Source organism: Ruegeria sp. HKCCD7296, assembly GCF_013110775.1.
Taxonomy (GTDB): Bacteria; Pseudomonadota; Alphaproteobacteria; order Rhodobacterales; family Rhodobacteraceae; genus Ruegeria.
Genome location: NZ_WVRF01000016.1, coordinates 77,552 through 93,028, shown reverse-complemented (window position 1 = coordinate 93,028; position 15,477 = coordinate 77,552). Strand labels below are relative to the sequence as shown.

The window sequence follows — 15,477 nt, the reverse complement described above, 5'->3', positions numbered from 1 at the left end:
TGAGCAAAGGACGCCGGGCGTAAAGTGTTCTTAAGCCATGGTCAACCCGATGTGCCAGGGGCGCCCTCTTGATGCGCCTCATAACTGGCTTCCAGTTCGTTCTTCAGAAAATCGCCAAAGTTCAAAGCCGAGAAGTTGGGCGCACCGGTCCCAGCGAGTGGTGCGATATTAGCGGAGACATGCGGGTCAAAAAAGAATGGAATCGAATAGCGCTCTTGCCCGCTGGAATTGATTACTCGGTGCGGCGTAGACAAGAGCTTGCCATTGGATAACCGGTGCAACATGTCTCCGACATTGATCACAAACGCGTCTTCCATCGGCGGCGCGTCGACCCAATGGCCCGCCGGAGTCTGAACCTGCAAGCCACCAACATCATCCTGCGCCAGCAACGTCAGCACCCCAAAGTCCTTATGAGGCGCCGATCCGAAAAGATCCTCCGGAGCGTGCGCAGACTGCGGCGGATAGTGCAAAAGCCGCAACCAAATCGTTGGCTCTTCAAACGCGGCCATGATCGAACGATCTGCGGACCCAATTGAAGCCAGCGCCAATCCCAGCAGCTTGTGACCCAACTCAGTCATAGCCCGCGCGTAGGCTTCACAGGTTTCGCGAAACCCTTCCAGATCGGGCCACTGGTTTGGCCCCGATAGGTAGACATCGGGGTCAACCTCTGCATCCTCGCGCATCATCATGAATGATGCCGACTGGTTAGGCTTTGTGACCTCGGCCAGATCGGAATTCACATCTGTTGACGTGTTGATCGCAATATAACCGCGATGGTTTTTGTCCAGTGCGATCGACTGTTTCGCATCCACTGGTAAAGCATGAAAACGCTTTGACGCATCAAAGATGGCGGCGCGCAAACTGGGATCCACGCCGTGATTAATCACATAGCCAAACCCGGTCTGACCATAGGCCTCAAGGAATGCCTGCGCCAGTTGGGTTGTGTCTTTGCCACGGATCAGCGGTGCCAGATCAAGCACCGGTATTTCTGTAAATTCGGTCATCTCAGGTTTTTGGTCCTTCGACCCGTACAAGATTCACATCGCCAGAATGGGCTGCATGGCCTCGGTGAACTCGGCCTTTTCCGCTTCGGTCAGCGGCCCCAGCGGCGCACGGCATTGCCCCACATCCAACCCCTGCAATTCGGCCCCAAACTTGATTTTCTGTACGAACTTGCCGCTTTCAAGAATGTTCATGGCCCGGTATAGCTTTTTCATCAGGTCTCTGGCCGCCACAAGCTCGCCTGCTTTGTACAGACGGTCTAACTCGCAGCAAGCCTTGGCCATGCAATTAGATGGGCCGCAAATCCAACTGTCGGCACCCCAGAACATGAAATCCAGCGCAATGTCGTCTGAGCCCGAGATCAATTGGATCTTGCCTTCATACCGCGACACGATGTCAATAGCCCGCTGCAAAACACCAGAGCTTTCCTTGATGCCGATGACACGCGGGTTGTCAGCGAAATGGTCCATCAGATCGAATGAAATATCCGCCCCATCCTTCAACGGATAGCTATAAAGCACAATGTTGACATCTACCTCGGCCAAGACTGTTTCATAATGATCGATCAGTTCGTCCTGAGTAGGTCTTGTGTAGAACGGTGGCGCCAGCAAAACGATGTCATAGCCAATATCCTTGGCAATCGCCGTCTGCTCAATCACTTCGCGGGTGGCCGGGGCGTTGGTGCCCGCGATCAAAATCTCATCTGCGTTCGCGAAATCCTTCACAAATTGCAGCACCTGACGACGTTCTTGTGTCGATTGGCTGAAATACTCGCCGGTCGAGCCGTTCGGAACCCAACCCGCGACACCCGCATCGCGAAAATGAGACAGCAGGTTTTCGAAAGCAACAAAATCGATCCCGCCATCTGCCCCAAAAGGGGTGACCAACGCTGGCATAACGCCAGACAGTTTGACGTTAAAGCTCATGTACGCCTCCTTCATTCCTTGTATTTCAGATCATCCAACCTGGGATTTGCGCATTTTCCTACCGCTCACAGTTTGATTGGTAAGCTCAAGCGGATCAGGGCTCAAGCCACAGATGTAGCTGGAACAAGCCAACTGGCTGACACTGAAACGACCAGTCAGGACCCCGCAAACAATACGGAAGCAATTCGGCCAGAGTTAAAGAGGAAGAAGCAATAGAACGTTAGCGCAGCACTCGCCCACCTGTAGAACCTATTGAAAGCGCTGAAATCGGAATGGTCATGGTCGCTCTCGCTACTCGAATACGGGGGCATCCGCATTGACGTTAAAGCTCGGCATGCTGATCGTAACCAACTAAAGAAAATCGCTGGATGAGTTGCATCCACCCGCATCGAACTTGCGATGCTTATAGCGCGAGATAAATCGATTTGGCCCTGCTGACCAGACCCGGCACAGCAGTTGAACGTAGTTGCGTCTGTTTTGAGTGCGAGAGCCGTTTCAATCTGCGGGATCAAACCATCGAATGTTGCCATTGCCGATCCATTTGTAGCTGTCGATTGAACGCAATTTGACCGACCCTTATTTGAAGAGGCAGGTACGTTTTTGACATTGCTCGCAAGACAGGCAACAAACGCCTGCACATCCGTTTGAGGGATAACTGTCAAACTCAAATGGGTCAGCGACCGACTCAAAGAGACAACCTGTTTTGCTAAGCGGTTAAAGGTTCGATCTTGTTCGGCGGCTCTGTTCCTACCACTCCACGCGTTCATACGTGTCTGTACTGATTTGCAGAACGTCGGAACTCTCTTGAACCAGCACCGGTTCCGCCATGACGTCCGTTTGCGATCCATCCAGAGCTTTTTGAACTGCCGCGTCGGTGTCGTCCAATGCGACATCCCAAGCAATCTCTGAACCGACATGAGACGCAGCGACACCCGTGTCTGGCAAAGTTTCGGTTTCACCTGAAACGTCGGCCTCTGGGTTGGATTGCATGTCTCCAACCGCAATTGCGAAGTTTGATGTGGACGTAACAGGAGCACCGTTAAAAGCTGTAGAATCAATCGTGATTTCGCCGCCTATCACTCCGGCAAAACCGGGGGGTGGAGAGATTTCCAGCGCATCCAGATTCCAGCCGGACAGATCAGCAGGCCCCCCATCTGTAACCATGGCATCCTCTCCGCTGCTTAGTATTGTGGCAGCTGGTAAGCCTTCAACGCTAACCGTCGTGTCTTCGCTGGAGGGGCCAATATCGATTGCAACCCAAGCTGTTTCGTTCACATCAACCGCGATCTCTTGATCTGCCCGAACAGGTTGGCGACCATCTAGACCTGGACCGTCCCATTCCAGCTTTAGTCCAGCGCGACCGTAATTCTCAAAATATCGCAATTCGATGTCATGTGTGCCGGGCTCCAATGCGACCTGGCCAGATTCGGTCCGATAGCCGTGGTTTCCGTCGTCTTTGACAACTTCATGCCCATTGACATAAAGCACGACACCGTCGTCCGCAGACGTGAAAAAGGTATAGGTACCCTCCTCTTCAACCGACACTTTCCCTTGAAAGCGGGCCGCAAACGTGTCGGTTGAACCCTCTTCCCAGAAAGACCCGTGCCCATTATCGTAGTCGATGTTCGGCGTGACCTCGTAATGGGTCGGATCGGCGTCCCAGTTCACATCATCCAGTTTCCCGATCCGATGGTCTGTGTCGAAAAACTCTGCGTGGAATCCCCCTTTCAAAGCCGCGCTAGGCTCGGCAATCTGCGCCGCATCCACATTGAAACTGACAGGTTGACTGATTTCGGTCAGTCCATCGCCCGACATGACAATGAGAACGTCAATTTGACCAACAAAATTGAAAGGTGGAGTGATGGAAAGCGTTTCTGCGCCAAACCCTGTGATTTCGGCGTGTCCATTGTCACCCACCACCACGCTCTGATGACCAGATGCCACGACAGAACCTTCAGGCAACCCTTTCAAAGCAAGCGTTGAAACCGCATGCTGATCAGCAGCAGGGTGGGCAACATTTATCGCAATGGGCATGCCTGAAACCGTTTGAGCCGAAACCATATCCGGAGGTGCTACAAGCTCCGGGCCATTCATGCCTGGACCGTCCCATTCCAGCTTCAGCCCAGCGCGGCCGTAGTTTTCGAAATACCGCACCTCGATGTGATGCGCCCCTGCATCCAAGTGAACTTCACCTGATTTGGTCTGATAGGCATGTAATCCATCGTTTTCGACCACAACCTTCCCATTGACCACCAGTTGCGCTCCATCGTCTCCGCTTAGGTCGAACCGATACGTTCCGCTTTGCTCAACCTGAACCGCGCCGCTGACCTGGACACCAAAAGTGTCTCGGGAACCGTCCTCCCAAAATGAATGACTGCTGTTTTTGTAGTCAATTTCAGCAACCAGTTCCTGATGCGTAGGTTCCGACGCCCAATCGATATCTTCCAGTGAAGACAATCGATGATCCACGTCGAAATACTGCGCCTGAAATCCGGTCGAAATGAGCAACTCAGGCGTGTCCACCAAGTTCACTTCAAGAGTTTCGGACGTGGAAGAGCCGCCTGCATCCGTTACGGTCACTGTGACCTCCACAGTGCTGTCGTCTTCGTAGGACAATGCCGCGCTGTCTTTAAGGCGCAAGACACCATCGACAACTTCAAACCGATCGTCGGACACTGTATAGGTGTGGATGTCATTCACGTCCGGATCATTGAAGCGCAACTCACCCACGATTACACTGCTGGTATTCTCGGCAATGGTATTTGGTGTTGCAGTCAGGGTAATGTTGTCGACCAACGCTCCGTATGTATCATTCTCGTCAGCTGCCTCTCGCAGCTCCAACTGGTCTTCGCCGGTACCAATCACCTGCATGTCAAACGAGGTCCAGTCCGTGGTATCCGGATTAAGCTCGGCCACTAGAACGTCGTTCCAGTAGACTTCTACTGTATCCGTCCCGTTGGCCAGACGTTCCCTTAGATCAAGCCCCAGGTCATAGACCTGACCTTTACTGGTCTGGATCGTCTGGCTGAAGCTGTCGACGCCGCGGCCTGCGTCCATCTCCAGAAGCTGTTGACCGTCCGAAGCCTTGGTCCCTGCCAGATTATCCCAAATTTCCATTCCAGCCTGGCTGTCCCAGGGACCTGAACCGTTATTACTGAAGGTGCTCCATCGACCTGGATCAAGGTCAAACTCATCGAAGCTGCCGTCTTGAACTAGGTTGTCAGTGATTATGTTCAGTCTCAGACCAGTTGGCGCTTCGTTCTGATCACTTGCGTCGATGGTCAATTCTTCAGTATGCGAAGCTCCACCGGAATCGGTGACGGTGACCAGAACATCGACCTGCGTTTCGGCTTCATGATCCAGCGCGATCCCGTCTTTCAGTTTCAATGTGCCATCGACAACTTCGAACCGTTCATCGGAAACGGAATAGATGTGGCTGTCCCCTTCATCCTGATCCTGCGGTGATAAAGTGCCTACGACGGCCCCCTTGACGGCTTCATCAACTGAAGCGTCTGAAAGGGTCACGCCGCTGACCGCATCATTGGTGTCTGTGACTTGGACCGTGAAATTTTCCGTACGCGAAAAACCTGCCTTGTCGGTGACGGTGATCTCTATGCCAATCTGCGCTTCGACTTCGTAATCCAGCGAAATACCATCCTTAAGCTTCAATTCACCATCAACAACCTCGAACCGGTTATCAGAGACAGACAAGCTGTGGTGATCCCCTATATCTGATAAGGACAGAACGCCCACCACTGCGCCATCAGCATTTTCAGCGACAACATTGCCGCCAAGCGAAATTCCGGGGGTAGTAGTATCGGATGGCTTGATCTCCGCTAAAGGTTCTTCGGCGCCTTCGTGGCTCTCCAGTTCAACCGGCTTCGCGCGCTGAGCGGGCGTGCTGCGGGCTGACTCTGACGCATCGATTGAAAACCTATCCTTCTGCTCAAGACCAGATATGTCACCATCCTTTTGTCGGAGAACGGTATTTGTGGCTTTTGGACTTTCGACGTGAGCGTCCTGAAGCGCGTCCGGCACCAATGCCTCGGGCAATAAATCAGTCTTTGGGTTTTCCGTCGCATTCTGGCTTTCGCGCACCTGGGTACTGCCATGATCCGTCGATTGCGACTGAGCCCCTTTGGTAGCTCCGCGTGCTGGCAGGCTGCCCTCTTGGTGGTCGCCGGTATGCAGTGTGCTTCGGCTTTGATCTTGGGGTGTGATCTGTCCGGTTTTGGCAACTTCGGAAGCAAATGCCTCCTTGTCGCTCGGGTCCTTTGACATGGCAGAAGTCAGCCCCGCTCCACTGTTGGTTGCTTTACCCATTTCAGGCCCCCGTTTCCAATCCACTGGAGCGGAACAGTAGTGGGTAAGTGTTAATCCACCCTTTCGCCAATCGCGCGAATTTTAGTCGATTCCTTTCTATGAACAGCCCTCAACTTTATGAAACAGAAAGGTTTTCCACGCCTCTTGTTCCAAGCAATCAAACGGAGCTGAGATGAAAGACAAGGTATTCAGAGGGCGCGACAGTTCTCTCGCAACCAAAGTGCCTATTCTCGCCGCTTCACTGTCGCTGAACACTGCGGCGCTGATCATGCCTATCACAATATTGCTGATCTTTGACCGGGTCATTCCGTTTAAGTCGGTCGAGACGTTGCGCATGCTGACACTTATTCTGTTGGTGTCAGTGTCAATAGAACTGGCGCTGCGCTGGAGCAGGGCAACTCTGCTGAACATCACGTCACAAAGTGCAGCAGTCTCAAACTACCGTCGTTTCATAAACCAAATACTACATGCCAATCCGGTTGTGTTTTCACGTCAGGCAAATTCGAACTATCTCGACCGCTTTTCCGCGATCGCACAATTGCGAGATCACAACGCAGGGCAAAACTACGCGCTGCTGATCGATCTACCATTTACCTTAGTTTTCGCAGTGATGGTCGCATTGATCGGTGGCTGGCTGGTTTTGGTTCCGATCATTGGGCTGATAGCTGTCACCGTGTTCTCCTTGATGATCAAACGTGCGCAGTGGGCGCTGTTTGACAGACGCAAAACGCTGGACAATCGCAGGTATGCATTTTTGTCCGAAGTGCTTTCCGGAGGCCAGACGGTCAAGGCCAACCGGATGGAACGGCAGATGACCCGCCGGTTCGAAATGCTCGAAGACCAAACAGTGGACGTAAGTCACCAATTGATCCGTTTCTCTGGGCTCGCGCAGAGCTTTGGGGCAGTTTTTGGTCAAGTTTCAGTGGCTGCCATGGGGTTGCTGGGTGCCTATCTGGTGATCAAACAACAGATCGGGATAGCCGAGATGGCTGCTTGCATGTTGCTTAACGGACGGATCGTACAGCCGCTGACCAAACTTTTGACACTGTGGGTCCAGTCAGAAAACGTTGCCTTTTCCTGGCGGAAATTGCGCGAAATTGATGCACTTGAGACAGTTCCGGCAGTGACCAAAACGCCGACCCCGACCGAAGGCAGGATCACGATTAAAGGCCTTAAACCGGATCAAGAGGGGGCTAAAACTATGGCGTTGGACACTCTGACGATATTGCCTGGTCAAGTTGCATTGGTGACCGGCCCAACGCGCCGACAGATCAGCGCGTTCTATGACTCAGTGACTGGTCGAACCACACTACATTCCGAAGAAGCCTATGTTGACGAGATCCACAGCAGATCCCTGATCTCCTGGCGTGGGCATGATGCCATTGTCGTTCTGGAAGAGAACCCAGCCATTCTTTCGGGTACATTGTTGCAAAACCTAAGCGCCTTTGGCGACGAAAAACAAATCGCGCGCGCCAAGGACCTCGTCTGTCAGTTGGGTCTGGACCTTCGGATCAATCGCCTGCCAACGGGCTACAACACCGTCTTGGGGTCAGGCAGTAGCTTCGAGGATGACCCCATAAACCGCCAACTCATAGCATTGGTGCGCGTTTTGGCACTCCGCCCGAAAATCCTGATCATGAGCGAACCGACATCTGTTCTCGACACTACAGAACGTGATGCTTTTGCCGCCTGCCTTGCCAAACTGCCTGACAGGCCAACCATCCTTATGGACAGCCCAGATCCGCGCATGCAGCGACTGGCAGATTTGAGGATTCAGCTTGCCCCTCAGGCAGGAGATAACGTTGCAGATTGGGTTTCAGACGCACAGGCCGACCAAATCGCCACCCAGCACAGAAAGGATGTGGCATGAACATGGTCCACACGCGCGACGCGTCAGCTTTACTGGAGCAACTGTTGTTGGTTGGCGGCTGGCAGAACAATTCAGATGCAATCGCCGAGGCTTTCCCGCATCTGTCCGAGGAACTGGACCCAGCGGATTTAGTCCAGACACTTGAAAACCTGAACGTTCCGTATGTTCAGGCAACCTGCCGTGAGAGCGATATTACAAAGGCAGAATGCCCCGCACTCGTGATCCCCGCGCACGGAGATTGTTATGTGGCTCTCGGCCTTAACGGCGACAAGCTGCAAACTGCCGACCTGAACACCGGCTCTATGCGCCAGCACCTCCGACGACGCGTACCCTGTACGCTGATCCATATCGAGAAGTACAAGTACCAGGACACGCAACCCGCTTTCAGAACTGTTGCGGCCGCATTCGGCGCATTGCGCGAAATGCTGCCTGGTCTGTTGCTCGCAGCATTTCTAACCAACCTGCTGGGCTTGTTTGCACCGCTTCTGATCATGGCAGTTTACGATCGGGTGATCCCCTCAGGCTCGGTGGATCTTTTGTTCGCGTTGGCCGTTGGCGTTGGTATCCTTGCAATCTCGGATTTCATGTTCCGGCACATTCGAACAAGAGCTCTGGCTCATGTCGGCCAAAACGGAGAACGCGCACTCGCTGTTGGGCTATTTACCAAACTGATGCGCCTTCCACTGTCACAGCTGCGAAAGTCCGGCGTAAACCAACAGATCGCCCGCTTTCGCCAGCTCGAATCCCTGCGCGAACTTTTCACCGGTCAACTCATGATCGTTCTGATCGACTTGCCGTTTGCGCTGCTTTTCTTTGCCGTGCTTGCATATCTTGCCCCACCCGTAGGGGTACTTACATTGGGGCTTGCTGTTGCTCTTCTGATGATTGGCTTTGTGTCACTTCCTGTTCAGCAGAAGTTGGACAAAACAGCCGCCGACGCAGTTCGGGCCAGCACGTCCTGCATTGAGGACGCCGTCGCACATCAAAGTGCACTGGTCAATCTTGGGATGCAGGACCAATGGTTGGAGAGGTGCATGCCGCTGGCCGAAAAAGCCGAAGACGCGACAGCTCGTGCGCGTCAATTGCGCAATTTTATACAGGCCCTTTCACAATCAACTGTCACGCTTGGTTCTGCCGGTGCGATCCTCAGCGCCCACGGCGCTGTTGAGGGCAGCATGAGTTTCGGCGCCTTGATCGCTTCGATTGCGCTGGTGTCGAAAGTGCTGGCTCCAGTGCAAGCGTTTCAATCCTCGCTTGGACAATTGAGCGGACATTTGAAAAGCCAAAAACAGGCGGACCAGGTTTTGGCCTTACCAGAAGAACTCGAACTTGGTCTGGGCCGGTCTCATCAGAAAACAATGACCGGAGCAATCAGTTTTCAGGGCGTAAGCCATCGCCCCGACCCTTTGAACCCGGCGCTGTTGACGGCGGCTGGCTTCCACTGCGAACCAGGTGAACTTGTTGTCGTCATGAGCCGGGGTGTAGCAAACCGGACCGCTGTACTTGACCTAATCTGCGGTTTGGCAACGCCTGTGGCAGGCGTAATCGAGCATGATGGCATCGATATCCGTCAAATCGCGCGCGACGAGCTCCGCAAGTCCGTAACCTATGCGACCTATGACACATGCCTGTTTCACGGCACCGTAACACAAAATTTTTGCCTTGCTGCCCCGACCCTCAGCGAAAGTGACATTGCGCAAGCGCTCGACACCTTGGGTATTCGTGATGAGATCAAGGCTTTGCCGGACGGGTACCGCGCGCGACTGAATGTTCAGCAAATGTCTGGCATGTCCGGCGAGTTGCTCAAATCTCTGGCTTTAGCCCGCAGCATGGCGCGGTCATCCTCTGTTTATCTATTCTCTGAACCTACCAACGGACTGTCGCAACCGTGTCGTGACAGGTTCAAAACTTGGCTCAAGGATCAAAAAGCTGACAAAACCGTTTGGGTCGCCACCGCCGATCGCTCTTTGATGCAGATGGCTGACCGGCTGATTTATCTAAATGGGGACCGCGTTGTTGTGAACGACACCGGTCAAGCGGCTCGTAAAAAGGTACAGGCGGTCATGAAAGCAATGGAAAGCTGAACAATGCGTATAACGTTGAACAAGAACCGGGCAGAAGGACCGCTCGCCAAATCAAAGCAGAAGTCTCAGCAGCGGCCTGCGCGGTTTGCTGCGCTGACTGCAGTGGTTTTCTCTGGTATGGTCGCCGCGTTGATTGGACTGGCTGGGTGGGCAACTGTTCCCCAGGTCACGCGCGCACCCGGTGCCATCGTCCCAACGGGCGACTACACCCAGATCGAAGTTATGGACGGCGGCATCGTTGATCGTGTTCACGTACAGGACGGGGACCAAGTCCATGCCGGCCATGTGCTGGTTGAATTGAGGCACCCGGATCTAAGCAAAGAGCAACAAAGACTAAAGGAACAGATCGCGACCCTGGACCGCAAACTGACGTATGGGCGCACAATTCTAGAAACGCTCGGGAATGATGATGCGCTCACTGTAGCAGAATTGGCCGCGCTGCGACGTCAGAACCATCACCGCGCGGCTGCGACCTTGGAAATCTACGCTGAAAGCCAGCGCATGAAACGCGTATCGATTTTGCAGCAGCAGGAGACTCTAGAAATCCTCAAAGCGTCGCACAGGTTTACCTTGGAACGAGTCGCGCGAAAAAAAGCCGAACTGGACCGTGCACACCGTTTGCACAATCAAGGGCTGACGACGGCCCGCGACCTGGCTCGGGACGCTGATCAGTTGGACGCGCTGCGGACTGCGGCCTCTGAGGGCGAAGTCCGCCTGGCACAGGCGCGCAATGCTCTCACGATAGCTAAGGCTGATCTTGCAGAACAGACCCTGACCTTGCGTGAAGAAACCCTCAACAAAGTCGAAGAGTTCCGCGACTTGCGCAGTGAATTGGACGTTTCACTGCGGATTGTGAACCAAAAGCTCGACGGCTTGCGCATTGTCGCCCCCAAAGCGGGGATTGTGCAATCGGTCGCTTTCCCCAATGCAGGCGAAGTCATAGCGCCTGGGGAAACTGTTTTCGAACTGCTGCCGTCCCAACTGGACCTGATGGTTGAAGCACGTATCCCAAACAGAGAGATTGGACATGTTACCTTGGACCAACCGGTGAGCGTAACGGTGGATACCTATGATGCGCGGCGTTTCGGGAAAGCTAAGGGTCGCGTGACCGCCGTGTCTCCGGTTCCGCTGATAGATGATCAAACCGGCGACACCTATTTTCGCGCTTCAATCCAACTCAACGATCAATTTGTTGGAACCGGTGCTTACAAGCGCCCAATTTTGGCTGGAATGACGGTGGTGGCGGAAATGAATACTGGTGAAAACACTCTGCTCGCATACATGTTGAAACCCATTCATCAGACGATGCGCAACGCCTTTTCCGAGCGTTAATAGAATAGCCTACTCACGTCTAAAGCCTTTGACATCAGGACACCTGAGCGGGAACTCTGAAAACTTCAATGTCTTCGCTCAATCCCCGGATAGCGTGGTAACCGACGGATTGACCCCTGTTTTTCAGGTGCTTTGTGACACGTGTGGTCAGCAACGTCCTTTCGCCCAGTTGCTTGCATAAGTCCTGAACGCGACTGGCCACGTTGACGGTCTGCCCCACGACCGTGAAATCCAACCGGTCAGGGCTGCCGATATTGCCAAATGTGACCTGCCCGAAATCGATACCTATGACAAATTCAATTTCCTTACGGCCGCTGCCACCTGCGGTTTTGTTAAAGGCATCAAGATTGACCAATGCCTGACTTGCGGCTGCGACGACGGATTGGCATGCCGCCTCGTCGCCGTTATCAGCCTCAAAAACTGCAAGAATACCGTCGCCCATGAACTTAAGCACATCGCCCCCTTCATCCTGAATTGGTGCAACCACCATTTCAAAATAGTTGCCCATCATGTCCAGCAATTGATCTTCGGGCCAGGCTTGGGCTTTTTCTGTAAACCCTCTGAGATCCGCAAACAGGATCGCTGCAAAAACGGTTCTGTGTTCCCCGCGCTTTATGTGCCCTTGTCCGATCTCTTCAGCGGGACCATGGCCCAGATAGGTTTGCAGCAGGCTTTTTTGTGACTGACGCATTGCGATGGGTTCCAAGGCCGCCGCCAAGGCATACCGAGAGTCTTCAATGTATCGGATATGCGCATCAGAAAACCCTGTTTCTGCATTCGAGGTAAAACTAGTGCCTTGAACCGAACCATTTCCGTGTTCCAGTGGAATGGCCAAAAAATCGGTGGCACCCGCCTCGGCAAGCTCGGAGTAGATCGGGTGCTCAGTCGCAAGGTTGAGATCCGATAACCGTTTACGCAACGGACAACGATGGGTGACGATGTATTCAAAAGGGCTGCCATGCCATGCGCTTGTCGACAGCACGGTGGTGGGTACCGTGTAACGGCGGGTTTTGTCCGGTGTCCAGATTATACCCCAAGCGCTGAGCAATGGGTTCGAGTAGTTCTGCGCAATACGCGCCCTTGCCAGCGGCACACCAAGCCGGACAAGCCCTTCGCAATATCCTTTGACGATTGCGGTTTCATCCCCCAACAGCCGCCCTTCGGAAATCAGCCAATGATTCAGTGGGTCAATCTCGGACACGGTCCCCTCTGGCAAGTATGGACGTGCAGGCAGTTTACATGTCTTTCGTCGGGAAAGAACCCGCACTGACGCTCATAAAGACGATCAGCAAATTCAACGCGGGTTGCAGGACCCGAATGGGATTGCTGGGTACATGATCAACTGACGGCCGCAGCTTTGATCGGATCATCCTCAAGCTGTTCCAACAGGTGTGCCTGTTTGACTTTTGGGTCCAGGTCCGAGTCAGTCAGATGGGCCAACATATCCGGTACGGTCGCTTCAATCTGGTCCTGGGTGGCCAAAGCCATTCCATGGGCAACAAACGGGCGCAGATACGTCATACCCGCAAGGTTCGCAGTCTGCTGGTAAGGTTTAAGAAACTCGGCCATCGAATAGTTGTTGTAACCGCCTGCGTGATAGCTGTGCTCGGGGCCACCCGTAGAAACCAGGATCAGAATCTCACGCCCTTTCAATCGATTACCGCCGGGTCCGTAGGCGAAGCCATAGCTCAGAACCTGATCCATCCATGCTTTCAAGACAGGAGGTGCAGAATACCAGTAGAACGGGAACTGAAACACGATCCGGTCATGCGAAAGTAGCAAAGCTTGTTCCGTTTCAATGTCAAAACGCATCTCTGCACCACCGATGGCTGTCAAATCACGTGCGGTTACGTCGCTCGCGTCCGAAAGTGCGTCGAACCAGGCGCGGTTTATGCGGGATGTGTTCAGGTCCGGATGTGCTGTGAGGACAAGGATTTTCATGTGATTGTCTCTTGCAGAAGTTTCGCTGAATAAGATGTGATAAACGGGCGACCGTTTGGCCGCACATCAAACCGCCAGTTTTCCTGAACGCGTGCTTCGATGGCCTCACCTGCAATGGTTTGGGCACGAAACAAAACTTCGAACTGTGCCGCGTCTGGCGTGATCTCAATATTGCTCACGTGGTGTTCGGTCGGGCTTTGCAGGGTTGCAAGCACTTTTGCGTACCAAGCGCGAACCCGTTCATGGCCTATAAGGGCAGCGTCAATATCCGGCATGTCCCAATCCACGTCAGGATGCAGGTCTTGCAAAAACGCATCAATCGGATCAAGCCGGTCAAACCCCGCGAACCAATCTGTTATAAACGATCGAATTTCAGGATAGTCGTTCATGAGCGTCGCCATTTCATGGGTTACTTAGCCAACCGATCCGGCAACGGTGCTAGATTATACTGCGACCAGAAGAACGTGTTGGCTGAATCCTGATCGGCGGAAAGGTTGGTCGCTTCGACGATCTTGCCATCCTCGATACGGTAGACCAGCGCCCAGGTCGTATCGACATTTGGCTTGCCGTCTGCATTTGACCAACCCCGGTGAATATCGACCACATGTGTTTCATCCGCTCCGAAATAAATGGGCTCGGCCTGAAACCCGGCTGCGCCCAACTGCGCGAAGAAAGCAAGCACCTCATCACGCCCAGATTTAGTGCCGGACAACGGATGACGGCCGGGAATGTGCCATTTGACCTCTTCATCCATTACGGCGGCGATGCCATCCAGATCATTTGCCCCATAGGCGGCAAAGAAATCTTGCACCACTTTGATGTTCTCTTCCGGCGAGGCGGCCATGGCGTTACCTCCAGCTATGATTGCGATGGTGAGTGCTACTGTTTTGGTCAGGGTTTTCATTTTCGTCCTCTCTGGCGCTCGGGCGTTTGGCGACAGCACTGCTTTCTACGGGTCCATGCCGTGATGACGAGAATTTAACTATTCCGTTCTTGAAAGATAATTCCCTCAACTTTCACTTCTTTCATGTATTATTTCGAATAATATTCTGGAACGGAGATCCCATGCGCTTACCGCTCGCGACGCTCGAAGTCTTCACTGCCATAGCCCAACAGGGGTCGCTGCGAGCTGCAGCCGAAGCGCTTGGCGTCAAACCGTCGACAGTGAGCCATCAGTTGAAGTCACTGGAGGATCAGCTCGGCACCGCACTATTCATCCGAACGACACGCTCGATCAGCCTGACCGAAGCCGGACGTGCGCTTATACGCGGCGCAGGCCCGGCCTTTGACCAATTGTCCGAGGCCGTTGAAAGCGCGCGCAGCACGGGTCATGCCGCGCGTGGCACCCTTAAGCTGGCAATGCCAGAATTTGCCTACCATCTGTACGTGAGCCCGATCTTGAACAGCTTTTGCGCCAAGTTCCCCGAGATCGAGTTGGAACTGTCTTTGACGGATGCGCTTTCGGACATTCTGGGCGAAGAACTGCATGCCGGTTTCCGTCTAGGGGACCGTGTTGCACCAGACATGGTTGCGGTTCGGCTTACTCGACCATTGCCCGTTGCCGTTACAGCCAGCCCTGCGTACCTCACCGCCCACGGCACGCCCAAAGAACCGCGCGATCTTCTTGAACACAACTGTGTCCGATACAGGTTTCACTCCTCCGGCCAGATTGCGCCTTGGAGTTTTAACTCGAAAGACGGCTCGTATTCCGTCCAAGTACAAGGAAATCTGATTACAAACACCTTACCTGCCTCGGTCGATATGGCAAAGCTAGGGTTGGGGCTGGTGTACACATTCAGGGCCTATGTGGCGGCCGAAATCGATGCTGGCCTCTTGAAACCTGTTCTGGAAGACCATCTTGGCCTAACACCCGGGATTTTCTTGTATTTTCCTCGGGAGTACAGATCAATGATGCCTTTGAAACTGTTCATCGAACATATAAAACAGCAAGAAACGCTTTAGACTTCGGTTGAGGCTTAGTTTCAGCACGGCCTTTATG

General features: G+C 53.6%; 11 protein-coding genes. 4 read left to right on the top strand and 7 right to left on the bottom strand.

The window, feature by feature from the left end; all coding sequences use genetic code 11:
- Positions 1-41 precede the first annotated feature (41 nt).
- The 3 genes from GS632_RS18540 to GS632_RS18530 form a co-directional block, all read right to left on the bottom strand.
- Entirely contained in the window at positions 42-1,004 is a 963-nt protein-coding gene (locus GS632_RS18540) for an isopenicillin N synthase family oxygenase (RefSeq protein ID WP_171722245.1), read from the bottom strand.
- Between the two features lie 33 nt (positions 1,005-1,037).
- Complete coding sequence (locus tag GS632_RS18535) at positions 1,038-1,928, bottom strand: dihydrodipicolinate synthase family protein (RefSeq protein WP_171180659.1); 891 nt, start codon at positions 1,926-1,928, stop codon at positions 1,038-1,040.
- A 747-nt stretch (positions 1,929-2,675) separates the two neighbouring features.
- On the bottom strand, positions 2,676-6,251 hold the full coding sequence (locus tag GS632_RS18530) for a PA14 domain-containing protein (protein WP_171722244.1): 3,576 nt from the start codon (positions 6,249-6,251) through the stop codon (positions 2,676-2,678).
- A 172-nt stretch (positions 6,252-6,423) separates the two neighbouring features.
- On the opposite strand from GS632_RS18530, the gene GS632_RS18525 reads away from it, so the two are divergent.
- Genes GS632_RS18525 through GS632_RS18515 form a run of 3 tightly spaced genes read left to right on the top strand, consistent with a single transcriptional unit; the run spans position 6,424 to position 11,537 of the window.
- Positions 6,424-8,121: an ABC transporter transmembrane domain-containing protein gene (locus tag GS632_RS18525; protein WP_171722243.1), complete on the top strand. Its 1,698-nt coding sequence runs from the start codon at positions 6,424-6,426 to the stop codon at positions 8,119-8,121.
- Entirely contained in the window at positions 8,118-10,205 is a 2,088-nt protein-coding gene (locus tag GS632_RS18520; RefSeq protein ID WP_171722242.1) for a peptidase domain-containing ABC transporter, read from the top strand. Before GS632_RS18525 ends, GS632_RS18520 begins: the two co-directional genes overlap by 4 nt.
- A gap of 3 nt (positions 10,206-10,208) precedes the next feature.
- Positions 10,209-11,537 (top strand): HlyD family type I secretion periplasmic adaptor subunit, encoded by a 1,329-nt coding sequence (locus GS632_RS18515; RefSeq protein WP_171180645.1) that lies wholly within the window; start codon positions 10,209-10,211, stop codon positions 11,535-11,537.
- A 34-nt stretch (positions 11,538-11,571) separates the two neighbouring features.
- Here the strand turns inward: GS632_RS18515 and GS632_RS22405 are convergent, their stop codons facing one another.
- The 4 genes from GS632_RS22405 to GS632_RS18495 all read right to left on the bottom strand — a co-directional run bounded on the left by GS632_RS22405 (position 11,572) and on the right by GS632_RS18495 (position 14,382).
- A complete protein-coding gene (locus GS632_RS22405) occupies positions 11,572-12,738 on the bottom strand; it encodes an adenylate/guanylate cyclase domain-containing protein (RefSeq protein WP_171180643.1) in 1,167 nt (388 codons plus the stop codon).
- Positions 12,739-12,875: 137 nt separating this feature from the next.
- Entirely contained in the window at positions 12,876-13,478 is a 603-nt protein-coding gene (locus GS632_RS18505) for an NAD(P)H-dependent oxidoreductase (protein WP_171180641.1), read from the bottom strand.
- Positions 13,475-13,867 (bottom strand): nuclear transport factor 2 family protein, encoded by a 393-nt coding sequence (locus tag GS632_RS18500; RefSeq protein ID WP_171180639.1) that lies wholly within the window; start codon positions 13,865-13,867, stop codon positions 13,475-13,477. Before GS632_RS18500 ends, GS632_RS18505 begins: the two co-directional genes overlap by 4 nt.
- A 20-nt stretch (positions 13,868-13,887) precedes the next feature.
- The gene (locus tag GS632_RS18495) at positions 13,888-14,382 is read right to left on the bottom strand and encodes a nuclear transport factor 2 family protein (protein ID WP_209940242.1); all 495 of its coding nucleotides are present in this window, start codon (positions 14,380-14,382) and stop codon (positions 13,888-13,890) included.
- Between the two features lie 161 nt (positions 14,383-14,543).
- On the opposite strand from GS632_RS18495, the gene GS632_RS18490 reads away from it, so the two are divergent.
- Positions 14,544-15,440: a LysR family transcriptional regulator gene (locus GS632_RS18490; protein WP_171180637.1), complete on the top strand. Its 897-nt coding sequence runs from the start codon at positions 14,544-14,546 to the stop codon at positions 15,438-15,440.
- Positions 15,441-15,477: the final 37 nt, after the last annotated feature.